The organism is Zarconia sp., assembly GCF_057467645.1.
The window spans coordinates 13,595-39,424 of record NZ_JBRJXU010000031.1; the positions used below are offsets into that span (position 1 = coordinate 13,595).

Below are 25,830 nucleotides of genomic sequence, written 5' to 3' on the forward strand. Positions count from 1 at the left end.
ATTAGTATTGAACGATCTAGTTTGTATTCAGAAGAATATCAAAAATCAAAAAAATCTTATACCGTACAAATCGATCGACATCTAATTAATTTAATTTTTAAGGATTAGGTTGACGTTCCTTTATGAAAAAAATATATTAGAGACAAGGAACAAAAGATTCCAAATTATTTTTCGACCTTCGAGCTTGAATCCAGTTCAAGTCTCAACAGATCCCAACAGAGATTGTTTTTCTCAACATAGCTGTTCTCGAGATACGGGCGATCGCGTCTACCAGTATTCGTGTCACTTTATTCTTTTGAATTTTTAGTAGGTCTATGTCATCGATTAATTTGTTCGATTTATCGGCTGGTGTCGACAACTTTGCTATTGATGGAACCGTCCCCGTCGGAGCTGGCGTGCGCGGATTAAATGGTGCTGATATTATCCTGGGACTCGAACGAGCCGACTGTATTTTTGGGAATGACGGTGCAGACGAAATTGCCGGCGGTAATGAAGCTGACACCCTCCAAGGGGGACGCGGTGCCGACCTCTTATTTGGTAACGCTGGAAATGACTACCTTCAGGGAGAGCGCGGTAACGATGTGATTTTCGGCGGTCAAGGGGACGATCTGATTCTGGGAAATGAAGGAGATGATTTTCTATCGGGAGAAGCTGGTTTCGATACGCTTGTGGGCGGAGATGGTTCCGATGCTTTCGTCCTCGATACCCGTCATACCGTCACCGATCCCGCTCTGGCAGACATCATTACTGACTTCAACCGGGACGAAGATGGAGATGTGTTTGCCCTCACCGACGGTGCGGGGGATGCTCTCACCGAAGCGGATATCACCCTAGAAGCAAATGGTAGCGATACGTTAGTTCGGCTGACGGCAACGGGGGGAATCCTGGCACGGGTACAAGGGGTCAGTGCCGATTTACTCACCGGTGCGTTTAGTACCGCGAGCGCCACCCTCGACGATACGGAACCGGGGGCAACGGTGCTGGGTTTAGTGCCGGGAGGCAACACCCTGTCGGGATTTGTCGGCGATGAAGACTATCTGGACTTCTTCGAATTCCAGGTCACCGAAACGAGCATTATCGACTTCAGCCTCAGCGGGATGAGTGCCGATGCCGACCTGCTGCTGTACCAAGATCTTCCGACGGATGAGGAATCTCCAGATGGAGAATTGGGGGGAAATGAGATTATCTCTGCATCGGAGCGATCGGGCAGCGCAGACGAAACCATCGAAAACGTCACCCTCGAGCCGGGTCAGTATTTCCTGGCGGTGGAACAGTTTGAAGGGGATACCAACTACAACCTAAGTATTAACGGGGTGGCTGGAACCGTGGCGCGGGATTTGGCCGGCGATCGCCCCAGTACCGCACGGGTGCTACCCCCAGATGGTGAGGTGGAATTGCACGACTACGTTGGCGGAACCGATGCGGTGGATACCTACCAGTTAGAGGTTCTCAACGGGGGATATCTCGATCTGTTTACCGACTACCAATTTGAGGGTGTCGATCTCGAACTGACTCTGTGGAGCGATCTTAACGGCAACGACCAATTCGATGCCGATGAGGTTATTGCCCAGGGTACGAATGAAATCGTGCAAGATTCGATCGGCGAGGGCACCTATTACATCAACGTTACTGCTCCTGGAGAGGCAACCCCTTACGAAATTGCCGCGATTTCTTCAGTTGGCAGCCGCGTCGGGATTGAAAGCCACGATCCTCTCTTCCCCGGCATCGCCACGACGGGAATCCTCGATCGAAACGATGAATTCGATCCCAACGATCTCGAAAACTACGCCGATCCCTATCTCTTGCCGGAACTCGGGGCGGGGTTAACAGTCACCGTCACTCAGGAATCGGAAGATTTTGACGCTTACCTGACAGTGGTGGATCTGCTCACAGGTGATGTGGTTGCGGAAAACGACGATATCGATATTGCTGGGGAGAACTTCAACGCTCAGGTAAGTTTCACCACGGAGTTGGGGGGACAATACGTCGTGTATGCCTCCAGTGTGGATGCTCCCGGCTTTGGCGACTACACTCTCAATGCGTCGGTAACCGGAACCCCCATCGAGATCGAACCCCGTCGCAATCGTAACGATAGTCTGCTGCCACCTCCCGTATTTAACGAGAAGGGCGATCGTGCCGATACGGGTTTGCAGAAGGATACGACCCATAATTTGGTTTATCAGTCCCTGACTGGCGGTCAGCTCAATTCGATTATCCTGAGCAACTTGAACCAAGGTCGCTTTGGTGACTGTGCCTTCCTCGCAGCCATGGGAGCCACCTTCGGCAAGATTGAAGATCCCAGCACCGCCAACTCGAAGGCAAGTTCAGTGCTCAATAATGCTTTTAGCGTCAACGGTGACACCTACACCATCACATTCTACGATTACGGAACGGGTCGAGCCGATACGGTGACTGTGGATAACCAGGTGGTGACGCAACAGCAGAACCAGACAATTGATATCGTCAACGACCAAAATGAGGTCATTCGTCAGGAAACGCGATCGGTTAATGCCTTGTTTGGCGCGACGTGGAGTGGAGGTTCGGTCCAACCCAACCAAGCATCGGAGCAACAAATCTGGGCACCCGTGTTCGAGCGTGCCTATGCAAAATGGCGGGGCGAGCAAACCGGTCGCAATGGCTATGATGTCATGGGCAATGGCGATATTGGTGGAATTCCCCTCCGACGGGTGACGGGTCAAGAGATTGAAGAAATTAGCTGGAGTCCGTCCCAAAGCGATCCGGGATATTCTCGGATTAAGTATGAAGGAACAGATGGCACCTATACAGCTCTAGGCAGTACCACACCCAATGAAATCTTTGAAGGTATGCAAAAGGCGTTGAATGAGGGTCGCTATGTGATGACTGGAACTGTTTCGGATGCCGAGCAGAAATCTGGTAGCGTATTAATTGGCGGTCATGCCTACAGCGTCCATAATGCCTATGTCAATGATAATGGTCAGCAGATGGTCTTGGTACGGAATCCCTGGGGCGTAGATAACAATAAAAATCAACAAGCCCCAAACGATCCGAGTTCTGATACAAAAGATGGGTTTGTCGCCATTACCTACGAGACCTTTTTGAAGAACTTTGATGGAGTGAGTCTATCTCAGGGATAAGCCTGCAGATTGGGCGGAGAATTGAAGGCGAGTGGTAACGGGACTTGCCACTCACCTCCCAATTACTGCTCGATCGGTGTGTACGTTGAAAACAAAAGAAATTGTTTAAATTCAATCGTGCTTGAGAACTACTTCTAAGATGAGAGAGAACTCTCGTTACTGATGACTTCTCATGAATCCCAAAAACATTGAAATCGTTAAATCCACGGCTCCTGTAGTCAAAGAACATGGTAAGGCAATTACGGAAAGAATGTACGAAATTGCGTTTAACGAGCGCCCTGAGTACAGAAGATTCTTTGAAAATACTCACATGAAGAGTACAGAAGAAGGTCATAAGCAAGCAGCTAAGTTAGCTGCATCTGTTTATGCTTATGCGAGCCATATTGACGAACTCGAGAAATTAGGCGATGCCGTCGAGCATATTGCTAAAGCTCACGTGAATACTCGTGTCATTGCCGAGCAGTATCCCGTAATTGGGGAGTGTTTGCTCGCAGCGATGAAAGATGTTTTAGGAGATGCTGCGACGCCAGAGGTGATGGAAGCCTGGACTGAAGCTTATAACAACTTAGCCAACATTTTTATCGATCGGGAAAAAGAAATTTACCGCGAACGGGAATTAGAAATCAAGGCTAAATTAGCAAATTGATATCTGGTGGAAAAGGGTTAACTGGAGTTTAGACAAAATCTCGATCGAAGCGGCTACGAGCCTTACGGGGTCAGCATTTTAGTTTTTCAAGCGTTCCCTCACTCGTTAAACTCTCAAATCGTCTCGGGATAAGGGTTTGACGGTTTTAGCCATTAAATTTGTCTCAACTCCAAGGGTTAAGGGCGGCTTGACAAACAAGTAATGTCCTTAACCTTTCACCAAAGCCCTTCGGGCGCTCAGTAATAAGTAATAACGCCATGTACGACTTGATTCTCCAAATCCCTCTTGCTTGGAGTCATTGGGAAAGGGGGAAGGGGAAAAGGGGGATTTTTCGACTTGCTCGGCATATGACGCGCGCAAAAAGAGCGCACACCGCGTTAATAAATAATAAGTAATAGAGAGTAAGTCCGAATCAAATGGTAACAAGCCTATGAGTTCGTGAAGAAAAAATTCCGACCCAATTCGTTGGTTAAATCCTCGGATTTTAAACAGAGGTTAAACTTATTACTTATTACTTATTACTTATGAAACATACTCAAACCCCTACACCGACGACCCATTCCCCGGTGGATTTTCCCGGCGCAGATAAGCTTCGATAAACCCATCCAAGTCCCCATCCATCACGTCGTTGAGGGCGGTGGTTTCTTCCCCCGTCCGCAAATCTTTCACCATCTGGTAGGGATGGAAGACATAGTTGCGGATTTGGTTGCCCCAGGCGGCTTCCACCATATCGCCGCGAATATCGGCAATTTCTTGCAGTCGCTGTTCTTGGGCAATCACCAGTAACTTGGCTTTGAGCAAGGCGAGGGCTTTTTCCTTGTTTTGCAGTTGCGATCGCTCTTCGGTACAGCGAACGGCCAATCCGGTGGGAACGTGAACGATGCGCACGGCCGTTTCCACCTTGTTGACGTTTTGCCCCCCTTTCCCCCCAGCGCGGGAGGTGGTGACTTCCAAATCCTTTTCCGGGATGTCGAGATCTTCGACTTCATGCTGGAGAATCGGCATCACCTCTACCCCAGCAAAACTGGTTTGGCGCTTACCGTTGGCATTAAAGGGCGAAATCCGCACTAGGCGATGGGTTCCTTTTTCCCCCCGCAGGTAGCCGTAGGCATAGCGTCCGGTAATCTCCAGCGTCACCGACTTAATCCCCGCTTCGTCCCCTTCCGAGAGTTCGGTGGTTTTCACCTGATAACCCTGGCGTTCCGCCCAGCGGGAGTACATGCGTAGGAGCATTTGCGCCCAGTCCTGGGCATCAGTTCCACCCGCACCGGCATTGAGGGCCAGTACCGCCCCGCCTTTATCGTAGGGGCCCGAGAGGAGTTGTTGCAGTTCCCACTGTTCCAGTTCGCGATCGAGCTGTTGGATATTCTCTTGGGCTTCACTCAGGAGGGCGTCGTCGGATTCTTCTTCGAGCAGTTCAAGGACGGCTTTGGCATCGTCGAGGGTACTGCACCAGTCTCGATACTGCCCGACGCAGGACTTGAGATCGTTGAGTTCTTGGAGGGTGGTTTGGGCGGTGGTCTGGTCGTCCCAAAACTCCGGTTGGGCGGCGATTTGCTCTAAATCTTGAATTTTTGCGTTCAGTGCGGGTAAGTCAAAGATAGTCCTGGGTTTTACCCAGGCGGTCGGAGAGCGTTGCGACTTCGCGCTTGATGTCTGTTACGTCCATAACAAATTGGGTAATGGATTCACGTTCGCGAGGTTAAGTCGATCGATCTCGATGCTTTATGCAATGGGGTTGCATTGCACGGCGACAACGCAATCTCAAGACAAGGATGCGCGATCGCCTGCTAAGGTCCACGATCGCCTCGATCGATCCTGATTGACTTAACATCTTTCAAAATTGTGACACATTCCGACGGCAATCCCATACGAATGCACGATTGAGATCGCGATCTCCACTGCTATAGGAGGAGTGCAAGATGAACGACCCGATCGCTCTTCCCCTTGAGAAATTAATTCGAGCGATCGCCCTGCCTCGGGATGAAGCCCAACTCCACAAGCCGAGGATAAGCAAGATGGGTGCGTGTTTTGCCGCTACACGATCGAGTTTGTGGTTTTTCCATCGGCTTCCCACTGTCGATTGCAATTTGACATTTTCAGCTCCCAGAGATAAATTAATAAGTAATTACTTACTAACTAATTGAACGCCCATGTTTTAGATATTCGATCGCACTCACCCCATAAACTGAGACAATCGAGCTACACTCACCGATGTCTCCCCCTTTCACCAAACAGGTTCTCAAAACCCTGACGATCGAAAGATTTTAGACATCCGTGTTTCTTCCATCCTTGCAAAACACGCTCATATTCATCCTCTGCGCGTCACCGCATCCCCATGTCTGTTTGATGCTCCCCCAGCCTCTAAAGCTCTCCCAAAATGCCCCGTCCCCCCAAAATCACAAATGAAGAGATTCTCGCGGCCGCCCGAGAGGTATTCCTCGAGCGAGGAATTGGGGCTTCGACGTTGGAAATTGCCGAACGGGCGGGCATCTCGGAAGCCTCGATTTTCAAGCGTTTTAATACCAAGCAAGCCCTATTTCTGGCAGCCATTGGGATTACCGAAAAGCCCGAGTGGGTGAACCGACTGGCCAATCATACACCCACGGCGAACTTCAAAGCGGAACTCATAGACATCTGTACGCAAATGCTAGGGTTTTACCAGGAGGTGTTGCTCCGCGTGTTTCTGCTGATGTCTCAGGGAAATTTTCCTCGCCGACCCCAAGTCCCCCCACCCCCCGTTCGCGACAGTCAGTTACTCGCCAAATTTCTCGATCGGGCGATCGATCGGGGTCTCATCCGCTCCTGCAACACCATGGCTCTCGCCCACGCGATCGCCGGAGCCATGGCAAACTATATCTTGACAAAAAAACTCGCCAGTCAGGTGTCTGCGGAGTGGCCCGTGCCAGACATTACGGTTCTCGACTCCGAAACGTTCGTTCGCGGTCTGATTGAAGCCTTGTGGGCGGGTATGGCTCCAGAATCGTAATTTTTTTGCTCTATTAATAAGTAAGCACTTACTGCGCTAACTCACTCTCGTACTCGTATCTTTCTCCCGAAGCTCCCCAAGTCCCAAAGCTCCCGAAATACTATCCGTTCCCTGTTATTTATCTTGGAGGAAAACTGTGGTTTCTCAGTCTGCATCCACCTTGACATCCACCCAACCATCCCCGGAATCATCCCCGAAAGCATCTCGATGGCGCAAGCTAGGATATCTGAAATTCGGCATTCCCCTAGTTGTCCTATTGCTCGGGCCGGGTCGGGCGGGGATCGACTTTCTCACTGCCGATCGTCGTCCCTCTCAAACCCAATGGCTGACGCAACCCGTCCAACGCCAAACCTTACCCGTCACGATTTCTGCCAACGGTACGGTGAATTCCGAGCGCACTATCAACCTCAGCCCCAAAACCTCTGGGGTCATCGATGAGTTGTTCGTCGAACAAGGAGATTGGGTAAGCCAGGGGCAGCTCATTGCCATCATGGACGATTCAAACTTACGCGGACAGCTCACCCAAATGGAGGGACAACTGGCACAGCAAGAAGCCAACCTAGAGCGTCTGATTGCCGGGAATCGTCCCGAGGACATTGCCAAAGCGGTCGCTCAACTCGCCGAAGCCCAGGCGAACCTGAAACAGTTGCAATCGGGAAATCGACCCCAAGAAATCGCCCAAGCCCAAGCCCGCCTGCAACAAGCCCAAGCCACCCTCAAGCAGGGCGAAGCCGACCTGCAACGCTACGAGCAACTCTACAACGAAGGGGCGATTTCCAAACAAACCCTCGACCTCGAGCGCACCAATCGCGATGTTGCCAAAACTCAAGTGATGGAAGCCGAGCAAGCCCTAGCCCTGCAAAATGCCGGGTCCAGACCCGAGGAAATTGCCCGAGCGGCCGCCCAAGTCGAACAGCAGCAACAGAGCGTCGCCCTCCTGCGAGCGGGAAACCGAGCTGAAGATATCGCCCAGGCTCGCGCTCAGGTACAGGCGGCTCGAGGCTCTCTCGAAACCATCGAAGCTCAACTGCAAGACACGGAAATCATCGCCCCCTTCGATGGCATCGTCCTCGAAAAATATGCAGACGAGGGCGCGTTTGTAAGTCCGTCGATGTCGAGTAGTGGTGCGTCGGCTTCCTCCTCTTCGATTTTGACCCTAGCGAGCGATCGCTACGAAGTCAAAGTGAATCTATCCGAATCCCAAATTGCCAAAATCGAACCCGGTCAATCCGTCACTCTGAACGTCGACGCCCTACCGGACGAACGCTTTAGCGGTACCGTCGCCACCATTGCCCCCCAAGCCACCGTCACGCAAAACGTTACCAGCTTTGAAGTCACCGTTGCCATCGACCCCTCGGCAGCAGACCGACTCAAAGTGGGAATGAACGTGGAAGCGGAATTTGACGTAGGCAACCTAGAAAACGTGCTGCTAGTTCCCAATGCGGCCGTGGTTCGGCAAGAACGCGGAGAAGGGGTGTACCTTCTGGCGGACGATGGCAATCCCGTGTTTGAAACCATCGACACCGGAGCCACTTCTGGGGGGTTAACGGAAGTCATATCCGGACTCGACGGCGACGAGGAAGTGCTACTCAATCCACCATCGAAAGAAGAGAAACCACAAGGGTTTGGCTTTCCGCCCGCACCCCAGTAGTTGGCGGGGATGGGGGAGAAGATGACGCGGGCACCCTTGTGGAGGCAAAGCATTTGAGCGACAAATTCTCAAAGAAACGAAATCTCACAAATCAAAATGCGATCGCCTTCTCCTGCGCAGACGCTGCGCGTTTCATGTCGCGCAAGTGAAACGGCATGGCGCGCGCTAACGCCCACTCCGAGAAAGAGGAAGAGATTGGGAAAGCGAGCAATGTCGGTATGAGTCCCATTCCCCGTTCCCCATTTCCCGTTCCCCACACCCAATTCATTCTTATGGCTTTTCAAAAATTATTCTTATCCCCCAAGAAAGCCCACCAAATTTCCCAATGGGAAGTGACCGAAATGGCAGTAGAGGCGCTGTGGAGTAACAAGCTGCGTAGCGGTTTGACGATGCTGGGGGTGATTATCGGCATCGGGTCGGTGATTTCCCTGACCTCCATCGGGCAAGGGATTCAGAAGTCCACGGAAGAGAGCATTCGCGGCTTGGGGACGGATGTGCTGCAAGTGATGGCGGGTTCGGCGCAAAGTGGCGGCATCAGTCAGGGACAGGGTTCGGTGACGACGCTAACGTGGGAAGATGCCCAGGCGATCGCCGAACAATCTCCCTCTGCAACTATTGTTTCTGCCTATTTGCAACAAAACGCGCAAGTGGTATACGGCGAAAATAATACCTCCACCACGGTTTACGGCACCGATCTCAGCCATCCCGAAGCCCGAAATACTTTTCCAGAAACGGGACGATTTTTTACTTCTGAGGAGTTGGAATCATCAATTTCGGTAGCGGTCATTGCACCCACCGTGCAAAACAACTTATTTCCAAAAAATATCGATCCGATCGGGGAGAATATTCGGATTCAGGGGGAGATTTACGAAGTGATTGGCGTGATGGAAGCCAAAGGCGCTCAAGGCCCGCAAGATCGCGATGATGCGGTTTACATTCCCCTCACGAGTATGTCCGCTCGAATTATCGGGAATAACTCACTCATGGGGGTTTCTGTGAATGGAATTTACATCAAAGGAGAAGATGAGAGCCAACTCGATACCATTAAATTTCAGGTCGAAAATATTTTACGCATTCGCCATGCAATTGCATCACCTGAAGATGATGATTTTCGGATTACCAATCAAGCGGATATCCTCGAAACGTTATCGGTGGTGCTGAATTTACTGACGACGTTAATTGTGGCAATTGCTGGCATTTCTCTGGTTGTTGGGGGAATTGGGATTGCGAATATCATGCTGGTTTCTGTTGTCGAGCGTACCCGAGAGATTGGCATTCGCAAAGCATTAGGGGCGACCGATCGAGCAGTTTTGAGCCAGTTTTTAACTGAATCCGTGATTATCTCGGTTATTGGCGGCAGTATCGGCATTACCCTCGGCGTGGGAACGACTTTTATGGCGGCGACTCTATTTGAGTTTCCGTTTGTGGTTTCCACGAGTGCGGTGGTTGTTGGATTTATTCTGTCAACTTCGGTTGGTTTGATTGCAGGTTTTATTCCCGCTCAAAATGCTGCCAAGCTCGACCCGATCGTCGCATTACGAAGCGATTTATAAATCGCTTCGGGTGTAGAATACCCTGAAAAAACTTGCAAAAAATATCAAACAAAAACAGGCTTTACAATCGTTTTATTTGTCAATAAAATTTTAAAATTACGATATATGTCCCCTTATTTTTACCGGTCCAGAATACATAAAGTGGAGGAGCGAACGTGATTCATCTCGAGAATATCACCAAAAGTTACCAACTCGGAGAAGTGAACGTTCCCATTTTAAAAGGCATCAATTTAGAAATTGAAACAGGGGAATACGTTTCAATTATGGGAGCATCGGGATCGGGGAAATCGACGTTAATGAATATCATCGGTTGCCTCGATCGCCCTTCGGGTGGCATGTATTATTTAGAAGCGAAAGATTTAACCACCCTCCAAAAAGACGAACTCGCCTACATTCGCAATCAACGCATCGGCTTCGTCTTTCAGCAATTTAACTTATTACCCCGTTCGACAGCTTTGGAAAATGTGATGCTGCCGATGGTGTATGGTGGTGTTTCCAAAGCCGAACGCCGCCAAAGAGCTGAGGTGGCACTGCAAAAAGTGGGATTGGGAGAGCGCCTCTCCAATCGCCCCAGCCAACTCTCGGGGGGACAGCAGCAGCGAGTGGCGATTGCCCGTGCCTTGGTGAATCAACCGGCGTTGTTACTCGCAGACGAACCCACCGGAGCGCTCGACACTCACACTTCAGAAGAGGTGATGGCGTTATTCGGGGAACTCAACAAACAGGGAATTACGATCGTCCTGATTACCCACGAAGTTGAAGTGGCGCAACAAGCCCGACGACAAATCAAAATTCAGGATGGTCTGATTGTGGGTTGATATATAGCGCTTCTCATACTCATGAGGTATAGAGTTTCTGGTTTTAGGGAACGGGGAACGGGGAATCGGAAATAGAATTTGGGTGTACCTCATAAGAGGCGAGAATTGCTATATATAGCAGTTCGCCGCCTTTTCATGACACACGATCGGTCTTTCACCGAAGTTAATCTCACCCCATCCTCGACGCATCTTCTTCCCCCATTTCCCCCGACGCTCACCCACAAAAGTGTTCTGATTATCGGGAATATCGCTATCTCTTCTCCTGACAGCGACGAGCGTAAATTTGAGCCACCGTATCCTCTGGATTTTGTTGCAAGCATTCGCTAAATCGGATTTCGGCTTCTGCAAACATTCCTTTGTTATAAAGAAGTAGCGCCTCTTCAAATAAAATCTTGGTTTTGAGTTTTCCATCTCTGAGTTTGGGCGGGTCGGCATCAAACACTTCAAAGACCGATACCCGCTCGGATTTACCTTTGACGCGCACCCGATCGACCGCTCGAAAGGAATATTGAGTCACATCATCGATTTGAAAAAAAGTATGATTAGAAATAAGTAAAGAAACCCCGTAGTTTTTGGTCAAACTTTCCAAACGAGAGGCTAAATTCACCGCATCGCCGATCGCAGTGCCATCCATGCGCTGGTGTCCGCCGACGGTGCCAAGCATCAACGAACCGGTATTAATCCCCATGCCGATGGCGATCGGTTTATAGCCCGATTTCATGCGATTTTTATTGTAAACTTTAAGTTTTTCGAGCATGGCAATCGCCGCTCTGAGGGCATCGTTGGCACTGCGGTTAAATAACGCCATAATTGCATCGCCGATATACTTATCGATAAAGCCGTAATTTTCGGTGATAATCGGCTCCATACTGCTGAGGTAGCTGTTAATAAAGCGAAAGTTTTGGGCGGGCGTCATGACTTCGCTGAGGGTGGTAAAGTCGCGAATATCGGAAAATAAAATCGACATCTCTTTTTGCACCGAATCTCCCAGGGTGACATCGACGATACTCCGCTTTTCTAAGAGATGCAAAAAGCGATCGGGGACGAAACGAGAAGCCGCTTGGGAGAGTTGAAACATTTCATCGGTGAATTTTTGCCGTTGGGCTTCCACTTCTTGGCGAGCGGTAATATTTTGAAAGGCAGCGATCGCGTAGATAATATTACCCAAGTCATCGTAAATCGGTCGCCCCCAAGCTTCCACCGGCACGATCCGATCGCCCTGGTGAATTTCGAGATCCTCAACGGTGGTGCAATAACCGTCCAGGGCTTGGAGGAGGGGGAGTTGACCGATGGGATACAATCGCCGGGTGCGGGCAACGCAGAGGGTATTGCGATCGGGAGCCAGGAGGGTATCGATGGACAAACCGGGAACCACATCGGTGCCGAGCAACTGCTGGGCACTGTGGTTGATGTAGCTGACTTGGCGGTGGGTATCGATGGCGACGATCCCCACGGGAACGGCTTGCAGAAATTGTTCCAGGCGGGCGTTGGCACTGCGCAGTTCCGCCATCAAATCGGTATTTTCATCTTCGAGTTCTGCGTTCAAACTTTCAATGCGTTCCTTGGCGTGGGCGAGTTGGCTGACCTTATCTTCCAACCCGGTATGGAGATGGCGCACCCGTTCCGTCATTCGATTGAAATTGCGCGCGAGCAACCCCACCTCATCTTCCGCCAGAACCGATGCGACGGGAGTCCAATCCCCATCGGCGACTTGAGTCACCACCTTGGTAATCGCTAAAATCGGTCGAGCGATGGAACGGGCGAGTAAAAATGCACCCACCACCAAGAATCCCGCCCACCCCAATCCCACCAGCCAAACCGTCCGGCTCAGTTGCCTTAGGGGGGCGAGGACTTCCCGGCGCGGCACTTCCACCAACAAGGCGAGTTCGGGGGCTTCCACCCAGCGGTAGGCCCCGAGTGTGGGAATTCCGGTGCGATCGAGATAGAAGCCACTCCCCTCTCCTCCCGCCAGGGCCGCTTCGATGCCAGGGGCGATCGCGTTGTGGGAGAGGTTGCTGGGGGCAAATCCCTCCGATTGAACGATATTGCGCGAGCGATCCACCAGATAGGCTTGACCGCTATTGCCCAACCCGGTGCGATCGCTGACAATTTCGTCGAGGGGGGTCAAATCCAGATCCACCACCAATACGGCGATCGATTCTCCTTTGGTATTGCGCAGGGGGGTCGCCACCGTCATCGTCGGTTGGTTCGTCCCCCAGGAGAGGTAGGGATTCTGGACGAAGGTTTCTTGCCGACCTTGGATGAAGTAGGGTTCTCGATTGCGATATTCTCCCTGACGGGGGAAATCTGTGGACACCCAAATTTTCCCCTCCCGGACCGACAATATTGCCACCTGCACCCAATCGGCACGGGTTGCGAGTACTGCCCGAAGAATTTGTTGGATTTGAGCGCTGGCGGCACGAAATTCGGGACTTGACTCCTCTGCCACGTGTAAGATGCTCGCCGGGGCCCGCAGTTCCGGGAGTGCGGCCAGGGCCATCGTCCCTTCTCGTTGGTTGCGAATCCATCGCTCGAGGGCTTGTTCTTTGAGGGTTGCCGTCACCTCCAAACGCTCTAAGGTTGAAGTTTCCAGGGTGGATTTCGCTCGTAAAAAGGCGATCGCCCCAACACCGAAAACTGCAGCGATCGATACCAGGGAAAAACGCCCCACGAGTCGGAACATCAAGCTATGTTTCCAAAATTTCATCACCCCATCCGTTATCCGTGACTTATCTGTAATTCCCGTTACCGCGATCGGTCCGCGAGGGACGCGCCGCACCCTGAAAAGCCTCGATCGGTCGACAGTAGGAAACTCGTGAAACCCTTTATTATATTTGGTGTAAAGGCAGCTAGTGGATTGTCAGTGTCCTCAAGCGCGTCCCACGGGAGTCAAAGTGCCCGCTGTGGTGGAAAGCAATTGGAGAAAAGCAATATCGCGCGAGTCGCTCTTTCAAGGTATATTATTGCGCGTCTAACGGGCTACTGCGAACTCTAACCCCCCAGAATCGAGATTGTTATCATGGGAACGTAGGAGAGAGTGTGCCACTTTTGGCTGGGCTGGGTGTTTTTTTGGGCTGCACTTGACCTATAATTTGCACGTCCTAACCCGATCGATTTGGCAATGAGTCCCTTCTCGAATTTATTTTTAAAGTTGCATAAATTCCAAAGCTTAACGCTCCACAGTTCTCATTTTTTCTCCCATTGAGAACCGGCAAAACTAAACGGCTCTGCGAACCATAAATCTATTGAGTCGCTCGAAACTTCAATCACCCCTCGAACTAAATTGCCAGAGTGATTCTGGTTGGTTTCGATCTGAGCATAACAGGCTTGAACTCTCTCTTTTCTCAACATCGATCGATAGCAAAATATGCTGCCCTCTAACCCGTTTCTCGATAGTTCAAGCTCTGCGAGTATTTTTGATAAACTGCCCAAGCCAACTCGTCAGTGGGCGGAAAAACTGCACTGGAACGAACGACGTTATATTTTGTCGATTTGTCATATTCTTTGTGCGGCGACTTCGGAGCAGCAAGCTGAATTTTTAGATGAATATACCGCTGATGGTTTAGTTTCTCGCTTAATTGAAGATCGCGATACGCAACAAAAGGTGAGTCGGTATCTCAAACGATTTTGTATTCCCACCAAACTTACGGAATCGCTGCTGCGTCGATATATTCGTCAATTTTATATCCATTGCGCTCAAGATGTTCACAAACAACCCGATCGATATCTAGAAGTTGCCGTTCGGCTCATGGGAAATACAGAGGAAAGTAACAATGCCTTCAATTACGTAATGGGATTTGAACTCCTTAAAATGTTATTCCAAATGAGTTGGTACCAGCAAGAAAAATTTTATATTTTACAAAAAAATCAAGAAGACTTTATTCGTCTATATATTAAACCGATCCGAAATGCTCATCGCCTCAATGGCATTATCGTTCCCAAAGATAAAGGAAAGTTTTTTGCCAAACGAGATTATTACGTGCAAAAACCAAAGATTCAAAGCCGAAAATTAATCGAACTGGTAATTGCCACGTTTACAGCCGAACGGGTCACGCATTTTGGCTTTAATGTCATTCGCCATCCCAACTCGATTCGATTTAACTATAACTATATCTTTGAAGTCGATTCCGATGAGATTTTTCCCAACTGAGAGCGGTTCGATTTCCTCGAGCTAGAGTCGGAAATTTCTGCCATTTACTTTTTAAATCGCAATCGTTCTTCATGAAATGAAATAACGATCGAGCAAAAATTTGAGGTAAGCTAAGAATCCGAACTTTTGAGTTTACCCCAATTTTCTTGCTGAATCGCTATGCCACTCAAAATTATCGAAAACTTTGACGGCAATTTTACCTTAGAACCGGATGCCCAAAAAATGCTCTTTTCACTGCTAACGGGCGATCGATTTTTAGAACAAGTGGCAAAAGGGACTCGATGCGATCGCGTCGAATTTACCGAGCTATTATTTCAGCCGGTTCCCTATAGCAGCGCCACCCCTAAAGGAATGCCCGCCGAGTTCGAGAAATATCAGACCTCAGAAGATTACATCATTATTAACGTCCCGCCTCATTTTACGTTTGAAGCCAAAATTTTTAAACCCAGTCGCCTGTGCGCGATTTATCGAAAAATAAACGCATAAATTTTTGAATTTCAAGCGATCTGCATTCTAGACTTTCCCGATTAAAAACGACGATGACCGCTCAAACCCAAATTCCCACCCTGGCCGATTTAGAGTACACGCCTTACTTAGATGAATCCGGCTGTATTCAAGAAGAACCCTTTCAGCGAAAAGTCGGCGTTTATGCGATTTTTGATGCCGATCGAGTGCTGCAATTTATCGGTTATTCTCGCGATATTTATCTAAGTTTAAAACAACATTTAATTCGCCGACCGCAGCAATGTCATTGGATTAAGTTTCAAACCATCGATCGCCCCAGCCGCACCATATTAGAAAATATTCGAGCAGCGTGGATTGCCGAGAACGATCGCACCCCAGCGGGAAATGGAACCGATGAAACCCAGTGGACGCAACCCATTGACGTGAAACCGTTGATGAGCGCAGAAGAACGAGAAAATTTCGATCGGGTGGCTGGGGAAGATATCGCCCAAGTGAAGCTATTAAAAAAGATTTCCCGACGAGTAGAGGCGGAGATTCTCGCCCAGTTGGAACAGCGAGGGGTGACCATGCAGCTACGGTTCAATCCCAAACTTAAAGAAAAGGGGTTGTTGGATTTGAAGTAGTCTTTCTAGAATGCAAAAAATCAAATGCCAGCGCCTTCTTCGAGTTTGACACAGTACCACCTACGATGTCTATTTTGCCTCCTGAGTTTGAAGAAAACGCTCGAAATCTGAAAATGGTAAGGGTCGAGAAAATAACCAACCTTGACCGTAGCGAACACCTCGCTCTCTAAGATATTGACATTGCATTTCAGTCTCTATGCCTTCAGCAATTAGGGTTAAACCTAACTTCTTGCCCAGGTCGATTAGGCTATCCACGATCTGAGCGGTATTATTATCTCGATACAGCCTCTGTACGAAAAGCCGATCCAATTTCAAGTAGTCAATGTCAAATTTTTGCAAATAACTAATGTTGCAGTATCCGGTTCCAAAGTCATCGATCGCAAACCGGGTTCCCCATACTTTGAGGCGGGCCATCGAATCCTGAGCGGTCGATCCGCGATCTTCGGCAAGCCTATTTTCAGTAATTTCAAAAATAATGGTGACATTGGAGTCGTCGTGTGCCGCTTTCAGACTCTGAATGAGCTGCTCCACGTTGCCAGTATTCAACTGGATTGGTGAGAGGTTAACAGACACGTACAGACGCTTAAACTTTTCTTGCAGAATGATTTGGTCTTGAATGACCTTTTCAATTAACCATTCGGTCATTGGTATGATGAAACCCGTCTGCTCGGCGATCGGGATAAAAAGACCGGGATAAATCGTTCCGCGCTGAGGATGGAGCCAGCGTATCAAGGCTTCTGCCCCCGTGCACTGTCTTGTTTCGAGATCCACAATGGGCTGGTAATGTACCTCAAACTCATTGTGGGCGAGTCCCAGTTTTAGCTCGTAATCCAAAGTATTAACCTGACGCACCTGCCGCAGGAAGAGATAGATTAACACTCCACTAATCAAGGCGGCGAACGGAACCCCCAGCATCAATTCTTGCCGCCAATACCGCAGAACCCATTCCCGATTTATCTCTCCCACAACAGTGATGGCTCCATTGTTCGTGATTCGATCGACTCGAATTTGATTAGAGGATCGCTCGTGCAAGCTAGAGGAGCTTTCTTGAGGAGGAGAACCAACAGTGTTGAGAATGCGTCCATCGTCCGTCATAAACACAACAAAACCATTGGGTCCTAGATCCAGATTGGGGATTGCTTCTAGAAAATAGGTGAGAATGACAGGATCGACCAAAAGATAAACGCCGCCGACTCCATCGGGTCCCTGTAAAGCTAGGGCAATAGATTGTTCCTGTAGGATCTGGGTTCTACCCGATCCTAAAATCTGTAGATTGGGATTGCTAGGATCGAAGCTTCTCTTGGTTGGGGATATGGGTATCGGCGGTTCTACAACCCCTAAGCTGGTGAGAAGCAGAAACCCGTCTGCATTAAAAATTCCGGCTTCTCGAAATCGAAAATCGGTATAAATCAGTCGCTGCAATGTGTTGACAGCCGTCTGTCGCTCGGTCGGTTCAATGTCTACTTTAATACGATGTAAAAGTCGATCGGCATCCTCCAACAACCGATTCGTCTCAGACGTGGCGGTATCGATAATCATTTCTAAATTTGCCTTGGCATAGGCGATCGCCTGGAAATAGGATATGACCAGCAAAACGATTGTGGGTAATAAGCTGATGACAAGAATTAATACGATCCGGTTGCGATAGAGGCTTAAGAATTTCAGCCTTCTTCGGTTTCCGAGATCGGACAAATCGCGATGAGTCATGGGCGAACCCTAGATACCTACTGTTGGAGAATCTCTTCGAGATCGTATATTTTTCCGGGAGAGGAGAAGGTAAAGAGACTTGAAAAGTTGTCCGAAGTCATTCATCTTCTCGATTGCTGAGATTCAACTTTTCAAACCGCACTCGCAATCCATCTTTCGGGTGGCGCGTTGGGACTTGTACCGGCTTCAGGCTTTGGTTGGGCAGCAATTCCCAGCGATAGCCCCGCAGCAAATGGGCCGCGACGATTTTCATCTCCAATTTGGCAAAGGCCAATCCCACGCAAACGCGCGGTCCGCCGCCGAAACCAATCAGGCTGAAGGGTTTGGCTTTACCGTCGGCAAATCGATCGGGATCGAAGCGTTCTGGTTCCGGGTAAATCTCGTCCAGGCGGTGGGTTCCCAGGATGGAATAGATGGCAAGCCAGCCGGCCGGAACTTGGTAGCCGTTGAACTCGAAGGGCTTGACGACGCGCCGAAATCCACCCCCTACCGGCGGGTGCAATCGTTCCACTTCCATCAAAATGCGATCGAGATAGGGCATTTGCGAGAGTTGTTCGAGGGATAACGGTCCTTGTTGCGACAGTTGCTGCTGTTCTTCCCGCGCCTGTTGTAAGATTTCCGGATTGCGACCCAACTCCAGACACAACCAAGTGAGCATTGCCGTGGTGGTTTCGTGACCGGCAAACAGGAGTAGCATCGCCTGGGCGGTGAGTTCCGTCATCGTGAAGCCAACGCCAGACTCATCGCGGGTTTGCACCAGGAGGCTGAGGACATCTTGGGTGGGGTTTTCCTGACGCTGGCGGACGACGTGGGTGAGGTGTTCGAGGAGGCTGTTGCGCGCGGCAACGGCTTTGCCGAATTTCGTCCACTGCCACTGCACGGGAAATAGGGAAAATAAGCCGTTGGTAAGGGTGGTAAAAAGCTGGCTGAGACGGGCGACATCTTCCCCGGAATCGGCCCCAACTAACAGTTGGCTGGCAATATCGAAGGTGAGTTGTTTCATTTCTTCAAACCACACCAATTCCCCTTGTTTTTCCCAGCGTTGCAAATAGGAAAGGGCGATCGATTCCATGGTGTCGAAATAGCGAGCAAGGGCTGCCCCGTGGAAGGCGGGCATCATGAGTTTTCGGTTGCGTCGGTGTTCTTCCCCATCTTGGAGAAAGAGCGATCGCCCCAGTAAAATTTTGAACGTATCGGGCCATCCTCCTCCCCAGGAAAAGCAATCCATATGGGTAGAGAGGAGAGATTCGACTGAATCGGGTCCGACGGCAAAAATCGTGGGTTGTCCGAGAATTCGGGTTTTAAAAAGCGGGCCGTATTTTTGATACTGTTTGCGAGAAAAATTGGGGTCGAACAGGAAGTCTAGGGTTTGACCGATGAGGGGTAAACCCATTTTACCGGGGGGAAGGCGATCGTTTTGCATGGGGTGTTGAGAATTTTAGATTTTAGCCTTAGCCAGGGAGACAATGGTATCAACTCGGATGTTGGGAAGGAAGACTAGGCAATGAAATTCTAAGTGGTTCTGGCGTTAATTTCAAATAAAGTATTAACAGAATTCGATCGAGATGTTCGCATTACATCATACTTTGAAAATGAATAAAATTATCTAATCAATTTTACTTTTGGCTGATGCCATGCAAATAGGCGAAAAAGCATGCGAATGCACCACATACTGGTAAGCTCAAGTATCCCAACCAGTATAAACGTGCAGATTCTTCGGACGACCGCTCTGGATTTCGACTCAAACGTTTTAAATAAGACGAGAGAAGAAAACCGAGAACGATCGATAAAAATGCAGCCAGTTTTAACACGATATTTTTCTTCGTTAACAGCCATTCACTAAGGCAAAAATACGAGACCAGCTTGCCAACGATTTGCTGTAGGGGTTAACGGCCGCATTTCCCCTACGTAGGGTCTGTTATTTTCCCGCTCATCCCTAAATACTTATAATTTAGTAGGTATTCAGGTTCAATCGATCTCGATCCCCCCTAGCCCCCCTTATGGAAGGGGGGAATTGGAAAAGCCTTCTGAAAAATAAAAAGCTTCGCTTCCGATGGCTTTCCCCTTAAGAAGGGGGACGGGAGGGGGATCTCCTGAGGTCGCTAAATTCTTACATAACTTATTGCTTTTTCGGCGGTTGCGGTTGAGCGGGAGTTGTCAACTTTTCGGCATTAATATTAATAAAAGGAAGCGTTCCTTCTCCCCCCATTACCGTCGGGAAACTGCCATCCCATTTATCGATCGCTTGTTGTTGGAGAATCGCGGAAGTCAGACTCACTTGCAGCAATCGTTGGGCTTCTGCTTTTCCCTTGGCGCGGTTAATTTCGGCATTGGCTTCTTTTTCCGCGCGGACGGCTTCAAACTCGGCGCGTTTTGCTTCCTGTTCGGCAATTTGCTTGGCTTCGATCGCTTTGGCAAATTCAGGACTAAAAGAAACATTCACCAAAGAAACATCATCAACGATAATCCCGTAATCTACCAATCGATTGTCGAGTTTACTATCGATTTCGTCCTTGAGTTCCGTTCGTTTGGTAATGATTTCCTCGGCATTCTTTTTTGCGGTTGCCGCTTTTACCACTTCAGAAACGGCGGGGGAAATAATTCTGGAGATAATCTGTTCTTCATCCCCCACTCGCTGAAAAACTTCATAGGCGCGTTTGGGCTGAATGTGCCAATTCACCGCCACTTCCATCGTCACGTTTTGTAAATCTTTCGACGAGGCTTCGGCATTAATGTCGTTTTTTTGAACGCGAACGCTGAGGTGTTGGACGGTGGTAATCACCGGTAAAATCGGGTGAATGCCTTCATCTAAAACCCGTTCTTGAACTTTACCAAACTTCATCATCACCCCTCGCTGTCCGGCATTAATAATGACAAAGGGTCGGAAGAAAAACGCTAAGAACAACATCAACAATCCCCCGGCAACGATGAGGTATTGCTTGGGAGATGGAGGGGGCAGGGAATTCATCGATCGCATTGGCGTATGGGTGTGACGGGTCGATGGTTAAACGGTCGTTGTTACAGTTTCGTTTGGGTTTTCACTTTACTATAATCAGCCCAATTATTAATTGGAGTTTAGACAAATTTAACGACTCAAACCGCAAAACCCTCGTCCTGAGACAATTTGAGAGTTTTAAACTCGAACGGACGATCGATTTCCCAAAAAGCTTACCGAATCGCCGGTTGTAGCCTTTTCAATCGAGATTTTGTCTAAACTCGAGTTATTAAAGACCCGATCGAATACTTTTGTATAGCGGTATTCACTTAGGTGAGGACACTTTGCTGCTGCATTTTTTTCCCAGCGAGCAAGATGCTCGCACTAGCACTAATTGTCCTAACGTGATTGCATACGGCTATACCACCCGCGCGAATCTGGTGAAATAACCATTATTTGGATGGGGGGATGGGGAGATAGTAAGAGATAGCGATCGCGTTCATATCCCGTTTCTCGAATGGATGAGATCCGAACGATCCCCCTAAATCCCCCTTCATAAGGGGGACTTGCCTTCATAAGGGGGACTTGAGATTCGCGATTTGCCCTCACTGACTTAAGAACCGCGATACAAGTCGATCGCAGACCCCATTCACCATAGGTTCGCTGATGAAAATCAACCCCCACCATTCCTGGCAACTCACCCCCGAAGAAGCGATCGCCCTTCAGAAACAACTCGCTGCCGACGCGATTCGCGAAGATAAACTGGGCGACATTCGATACGTTGCCGGAGTGGATGTGGGGTACGAAGAAGAGAATACCGTCTCGCGGGCGGCGGTGGCAGTGTTGAGTTTCCCGGATTTGCAGCTACAGGAGTCGGCGATCGCCCGCCGTTCCACCCCCTTTCCCTATATTCCCGGTTTGCTCTCGTTTCGGGAAGTTCCGGTGGTGTTGGATGCTTTGGAAAAGCTAAAAATCACCCCGGATTTACTGCTATGCGACGGGCAGGGATATGCCCATCCCCGCCGGTTTGGGTTTGCCTGCCATTTGGGGGTTCTCGCGGATTTACCGGCTATCGGAGTTGCAAAATCCCGGTTTATTGGCGAACACGACGAACTGCCGGAGTCTCGGGGAAGCTGGCAGCCGTTGCGCGATGAGGGGGAAACCATTGGGGCGGTTTTGCGAAGCCGAACGGGGGTGAAGCCGATTTACGTGTCTGTGGGGCATCGGATTAGCTTACCAACGGCGATCGACTGCGTTCTCCGTTGCACTCCCCAGTATCGATTGCCGGAAACCACCCGTCAAGCCGATCGCCTCTCTCGGATTTAGAAACATTCAAGTATAATAAATCAAATTAACCGACGATGTTTCAACTGTTGTATTTTGACTTGAATGTCTAACTCGAAAAAATTTTTTCGTCAAATTCATCAAGAAGCACATCTCTACTTATCGGAAGGGAAGTTTGAGGCGGAGATCGATGTTTTATCTCAAGGCATTAAGAAACATCCCAATCGGGCGAGCTTCTACTGTGGGTTAGGATGGGTTTTCTCACAGCAGAACAACTTACAACCGGCGATTAAAAGCTATCAAAAATCGATATCGCTCGATCCCAAGTCTGCGAGAACTTACGATTGTTTGGCAAACGCTCTACAAAAGATAGATCGACCTATCCAATCCCTTGGTGCTTATTTGCACGGAATTTATTTGGGTAAAAACTCTTTCTTTACCCTAAAACAAGTTGGGATTCTTTTTGAAAAAATTGTTTGCGAGAATTTGCAAGATTCGATCGGGTCTTGTTGTCAGTTAATCGAACAAGAAATTTGCTCGTCTTTATTACGCTCGCAACTTTCCACATCTCAGCAGGCGGATTTTTATACAACAACAGCCGATTTATTATCTGAAATTAAATATTATACAGGTGCGGTCGTTTTATATCGTTTAGCCCTAAATATTGACTTTGAAGATATCGAGATTCTTCAAAATTATCAAACTTCATTAAAAAATCGAGCAGAAGAAAAGGCAAAAAAAGAACGTTATATCGCTCGACTTCAGAACGAGCCAGACTCGATCGACCTACAGATGCAACTCGGAAATCTGTTGGCTAAGCTCGGCTATTTTGAAGAGGCACATATTTGTTACTTACAAATTGCCAAGCTTCGAGGATGGAACCAGGCTATTGAAAATCAATACCAATTTAATCAAGACTATTTCACTCATAATATTTCTCATTTATTCGAATATCTTCAGAAATTCAAGACAATTCCAAATTTAAGTTTTTTAGAAATCGGTAGCTTTGAAGGAATGTCAACGTGCTGGTTACTCGATAATATCTTGACCCATCCTTCTGCAAGGCTAACTTGTATCGACCCGCAATTTCAGCCGGTGTTCGATCGCAACGTTGAGAAAACAGGCTCCGCAGAGAAAGTCATCGCTCTTGAGGGTACATCCGATCGAATCCTGAAAACCCTAGAACCCGATCGTTACGACGTTATCTATATTGATGGTTGCCATTTAAGCGTTGTCGTCTTTCAAGATGCTCTATTATCTTGGCCGTTAATGAAGATGGGTAGCACGATCGTTTTTGATGATTATCGATGGACCGATCCGGACTTTCCCTCCGAAGATCCAAAAATTGGGATCGATGCGTTTGTCGATTTATTCGCCGATTGCCTCGAAATTCTCCATCAAGACTATCAGCTCATTGTTCGAAAAAAATCGAATCTGGAGGCTCGAAAACTAAAGGAAATTTACGATCGTTTCGATCGAGATTTTAAAAACTCAAATCAGCTACTCAAAGTAATATCCGCCAGTACCCTTGTCACGAGCGATCGAACTGAATGATACTTTGACAAAAATTGGGGCGATCGCCCGCCGTCTCACTCTCTTTCCCTACATTCTCGGTTTGCTTTCCTTTCGGGAAGTTCCAGTGGTGTTGAAAGAAATAGAGAATTTTTCAGGCGATTTCGCCCAATTGTAACGAATTACCCGAACTTGATATTAACCCTTAACCCTTTTCCAGCAGATGTCTATTAGCACACTCCTATAGGTCAGGGCAAGACTCTGGTCAGGTGATGCAATTGTCAAGTTCGATCGCCCTCATCGCGATCGAAACCTCTATTATCCGGATAGAGTCGGCGAACTTGTGAGGATTGAGAATATCAGAGAGCGATCGAACTTTTGAGAATTGAGATTTCATCAGATTCTCTCTTGAAAATAACTTTAAAAAAACTCGAATCGATTTACAAAAAAAATATATTTACTTATTTTTATAGGCGATTTTTTTTCATTCTAGGGTGATGGTTTTGAATGAAAAGTGCGATCGCGATCGCACCGAAGAGCCGCGATCGTCTAGAAGATGAACCTATGACTTGAACACCACGACTGGCGAACAAGCTATTCGATCGGGCTTTAAGTTAACAGTTTGAGATTCTAGAGATTCTATTCCTCCAGAAACAAAATCGGTGATTTTCACCTCAATTTTTCATCTCGCGAAATTCACATTCTCAAAAAGGAAGCAATCATGGCGACTAAAACTAAGCATCTCAACGGCTCTAATAACCATGAAGACTTAGGTAGCAAAAACCATATTATTTATGCGAAAGGAGGAGATGACACAATCTATGGAGGTAAAGGAAACGACAAACTCTTTGGAGAATCCGGGAACGACCGACTTTTTGGGAATCGACACAACGATACTCTTGATGGTGGTAGTGGCAACGATTTTCTAGATGGTGGTAGGCATGACGATAGTTTACTTGGAGGCACCGGTGAGGATACTTTAAGAGGTGGTTCCGGTCGAGATACGCTTTTGGGTGGGGATGATAACGATTGGCTCTACGGGGACAGTGAAGACGACTCGCTCTATGGGAACATTGGAAACGATTCGCTCTGGGGTGGCAGCGGCAACGATCTTCTAGAAGGTGGCAGTGGCGATGATTACCTCGTTGGTGGCAGTGGTCGAGATACGCTGATTGGGGGTGGCGGCGCAGATACCTTCTTCTTTGACTCGATCGGTGAAATCGATGTTATCCGAGGCTTCGATATCAATGACGACACGTTCGCCTTCGATCCGAGCGTTTTCGGTGAGAACGCCAGTTGGGACTACAATTTGTTTACGGGCGAAGTGTCTGTGAATGGTAATGTCTTCGCACAGCTGGAAAATGCGAATATGATAGTAGATTTGGAGGTTACCACGATTAGCGCCGGGTAGCGCTTGACGAGTTCTCGCGCTCGCGCATAGCAGTTCGGACGAATGAATCGGGACGAACTCAGTGGCTCGAAAATGTCACGGACAAAGCCCAAATGGGTGATGCAAAAGTTGCCTCCCATTGAATGTCAATAGCCCCGTGCGCTTAGCGATAAAAATCGAATCGTTCGATGGTCTAAATTACCTCTAAATTAAACTTCAAGCCGGGTGGGTTCTGTCATGCAGCCCACCCGGCTCGATTTTACAGCAACCGCCATTGCCATTAGAACATCGCGATATATAGCAGTCGCCACATTGGTTAGGAATTGGTTAGGACAGCTTAAATTCACACCAGTATCTCTCTCCCCCAGCTCCCCCTGCTCCCTCTTGCGATGTCCTAACTAACATGGCGGTTGCTATATTAAGGCGTTCCCGGAAAAGAATCGACATACTCGATTTCCACATCGGGAAACGAATCGACATACTCAATGGTGAAATCCGCAGCCGAGTCGACAAATTCCCACTTGCCGCAAGCATCGGGGAAACTCTCCACCTCCTGTACGTTCAAGTCGGGAAAGGAATCCACCACTTCCACGGCGACATCCGCCCCAGAACTGACAATTTGCACTTCGCCGTAGAGGGGGATGCCGTTGAACGTGCAGTTGTCGGGATCGAACTCCTCTTCCGCGTGGGCAATTTGGGGGCAGAATGCACTCAAAAGGGCAAGTGCTGGTAGAGTGCGACGGGAAAATAGACGGTAAAACACCGACAGATTGACAGACATATTAAAACTCGATCGAAACCAGTACCAGGATGCCTCCGTCGTAACATATAGCAACCGCTATCGCAATTTAGGACATCGCGAGGGGGAGCGGGGGAAGCTGGGGGAGCTGGGGGAGCGGGGGGAGCGGGGGAAGCTGGGGAAGCTGGGGGAGCGGGGGGAGAGAAGTACTGGTGTGAGATTGGACTGTCCTAACCAATGTGGCGACTGCTA

General features: G+C 48.8%; 19 protein-coding genes. 13 read left to right on the forward strand and 6 right to left on the reverse strand.

Translation table 11 applies throughout. From position 1 onward, the window contains the following. The first annotated feature begins 314 nt into the window (after positions 1–314). Both AC2215_RS04865 and AC2215_RS04870 read left to right on the forward strand, forming a co-directional pair. Positions 315–3,116: a C2 family cysteine protease gene (locus AC2215_RS04865; RefSeq protein ID WP_486808834.1), complete on the forward strand. Its 2,802-nt coding sequence runs from the start codon at positions 315–317 to the stop codon at positions 3,114–3,116. 172 nt (positions 3,117–3,288) lie between these two features. After that, positions 3,289–3,762 (forward strand): globin domain-containing protein, encoded by a 474-nt coding sequence (locus AC2215_RS04870; protein WP_486808835.1) that lies wholly within the window; start codon positions 3,289–3,291, stop codon positions 3,760–3,762. A gap of 543 nt (positions 3,763–4,305) precedes the next feature. On the opposite strand, the gene prfB is transcribed toward AC2215_RS04870, so the two are convergent. Beyond that, positions 4,306–5,431, reverse strand: a protein-coding gene (gene prfB, locus AC2215_RS04875) for a peptide chain release factor 2 (protein WP_486808836.1) whose coding sequence is annotated in 2 segments (ribosomal slippage) — positions 4,306–5,358 and positions 5,360–5,431 — 1,125 coding nt in all. Because the reading frame shifts where the segments join, the coding sequence is not laid out codon by codon here. Between the two features lie 711 nt (positions 5,432–6,142). On the opposite strand from prfB, the gene AC2215_RS04880 reads away from it, so the two are divergent. The 4 genes from AC2215_RS04880 to AC2215_RS04895 all read left to right on the forward strand — a co-directional run bounded on the left by AC2215_RS04880 (position 6,143) and on the right by AC2215_RS04895 (position 10,773). Next, complete coding sequence (locus AC2215_RS04880) at positions 6,143–6,751, forward strand: TetR/AcrR family transcriptional regulator (protein WP_486808837.1); 609 nt, start codon at positions 6,143–6,145, stop codon at positions 6,749–6,751. Between the two features lie 136 nt (positions 6,752–6,887). Then, entirely contained in the window at positions 6,888–8,402 is a 1,515-nt protein-coding gene (locus AC2215_RS04885) for an efflux RND transporter periplasmic adaptor subunit (protein ID WP_486808838.1), read from the forward strand. A gap of 155 nt (positions 8,403–8,557) precedes the next feature. Then, positions 8,558–9,955 (forward strand): ABC transporter permease, encoded by a 1,398-nt coding sequence (locus tag AC2215_RS04890; RefSeq protein WP_486808839.1) that lies wholly within the window; start codon positions 8,558–8,560, stop codon positions 9,953–9,955. A 155-nt stretch (positions 9,956–10,110) separates the two neighbouring features. Continuing rightward, a complete protein-coding gene (locus tag AC2215_RS04895; RefSeq protein WP_486808840.1) occupies positions 10,111–10,773 on the forward strand; it encodes an ABC transporter ATP-binding protein in 663 nt (220 codons plus the stop codon). A 250-nt stretch (positions 10,774–11,023) separates the two neighbouring features. Here the strand turns inward: AC2215_RS04895 and AC2215_RS04900 are convergent, their stop codons facing one another. Further along, the gene (locus AC2215_RS04900) at positions 11,024–13,456 is read right to left on the reverse strand and encodes an adenylate/guanylate cyclase domain-containing protein (protein WP_486808841.1); all 2,433 of its coding nucleotides are present in this window, start codon (positions 13,454–13,456) and stop codon (positions 11,024–11,026) included. A gap of 684 nt (positions 13,457–14,140) precedes the next feature. Here AC2215_RS04900 and AC2215_RS04905 point away from each other — a divergent pair. The 3 genes from AC2215_RS04905 to AC2215_RS04915 all read left to right on the forward strand — a co-directional run bounded on the left by AC2215_RS04905 (position 14,141) and on the right by AC2215_RS04915 (position 16,011). Beyond that, positions 14,141–14,923: a cobyrinic acid a,c-diamide synthase gene (locus AC2215_RS04905; protein WP_486808842.1), complete on the forward strand. Its 783-nt coding sequence runs from the start codon at positions 14,141–14,143 to the stop codon at positions 14,921–14,923. 159 nt (positions 14,924–15,082) lie between these two features. Continuing rightward, complete coding sequence (locus tag AC2215_RS04910) at positions 15,083–15,409, forward strand: hypothetical protein (RefSeq protein ID WP_486808843.1); 327 nt, start codon at positions 15,083–15,085, stop codon at positions 15,407–15,409. Positions 15,410–15,462: 53 nt separating this feature from the next. Beyond that, positions 15,463–16,011 carry a GIY-YIG nuclease family protein gene (locus AC2215_RS04915; RefSeq protein ID WP_486808844.1) on the forward strand — a complete coding sequence of 183 codons (549 nt, stop codon included), beginning with the start codon at positions 15,463–15,465 and terminating at the stop codon, positions 16,009–16,011. 69 nt (positions 16,012–16,080) lie between these two features. Here AC2215_RS04915 and AC2215_RS04920 read toward each other — a convergent pair whose 3' ends face one another. From AC2215_RS04920 to AC2215_RS04930, 3 genes are all read right to left on the reverse strand, one after another. Next, on the reverse strand, positions 16,081–17,718 hold the full coding sequence (locus AC2215_RS04920) for an EAL domain-containing protein (RefSeq protein ID WP_486808845.1): 1,638 nt from the start codon (positions 17,716–17,718) through the stop codon (positions 16,081–16,083). 97 nt (positions 17,719–17,815) lie between these two features. Continuing rightward, on the reverse strand, positions 17,816–19,141 hold the full coding sequence (locus AC2215_RS04925) for a cytochrome P450 (RefSeq protein WP_486808846.1): 1,326 nt from the start codon (positions 19,139–19,141) through the stop codon (positions 17,816–17,818). A gap of 696 nt (positions 19,142–19,837) precedes the next feature. Continuing rightward, complete coding sequence (locus AC2215_RS04930) at positions 19,838–20,686, reverse strand: prohibitin family protein (protein WP_486808847.1); 849 nt, start codon at positions 20,684–20,686, stop codon at positions 19,838–19,840. 633 nt (positions 20,687–21,319) lie between these two features. On the opposite strand from AC2215_RS04930, the gene nfi reads away from it, so the two are divergent. The 4 genes from nfi (at position 21,320) to AC2215_RS04950 (ending at position 24,860) form a co-directional block, all read left to right on the forward strand. Continuing rightward, positions 21,320–21,979: a deoxyribonuclease V gene (nfi, locus tag AC2215_RS04935; RefSeq protein WP_486808848.1), complete on the forward strand. Its 660-nt coding sequence runs from the start codon at positions 21,320–21,322 to the stop codon at positions 21,977–21,979. Positions 21,980–22,042: 63 nt separating this feature from the next. Then, positions 22,043–23,491: a class I SAM-dependent methyltransferase gene (locus tag AC2215_RS04940; protein WP_486808849.1), complete on the forward strand. Its 1,449-nt coding sequence runs from the start codon at positions 22,043–22,045 to the stop codon at positions 23,489–23,491. Positions 23,492–23,495: 4 nt separating this feature from the next. Then, on the forward strand, positions 23,496–23,627 hold the full coding sequence (locus AC2215_RS04945) for an endonuclease V (RefSeq protein WP_486808850.1): 132 nt from the start codon (positions 23,496–23,498) through the stop codon (positions 23,625–23,627). 543 nt (positions 23,628–24,170) lie between these two features. Continuing rightward, the gene (locus AC2215_RS04950) at positions 24,171–24,860 is read left to right on the forward strand and encodes a calcium-binding protein (protein ID WP_486808851.1); all 690 of its coding nucleotides are present in this window, start codon (positions 24,171–24,173) and stop codon (positions 24,858–24,860) included. Between the two features lie 397 nt (positions 24,861–25,257). Here AC2215_RS04950 and AC2215_RS04955 read toward each other — a convergent pair whose 3' ends face one another. Further along, positions 25,258–25,620 (reverse strand): 7(1) septoil knot domain-containing protein, encoded by a 363-nt coding sequence (locus AC2215_RS04955; RefSeq protein ID WP_486808852.1) that lies wholly within the window; start codon positions 25,618–25,620, stop codon positions 25,258–25,260. Positions 25,621–25,830 lie beyond the last annotated feature (210 nt).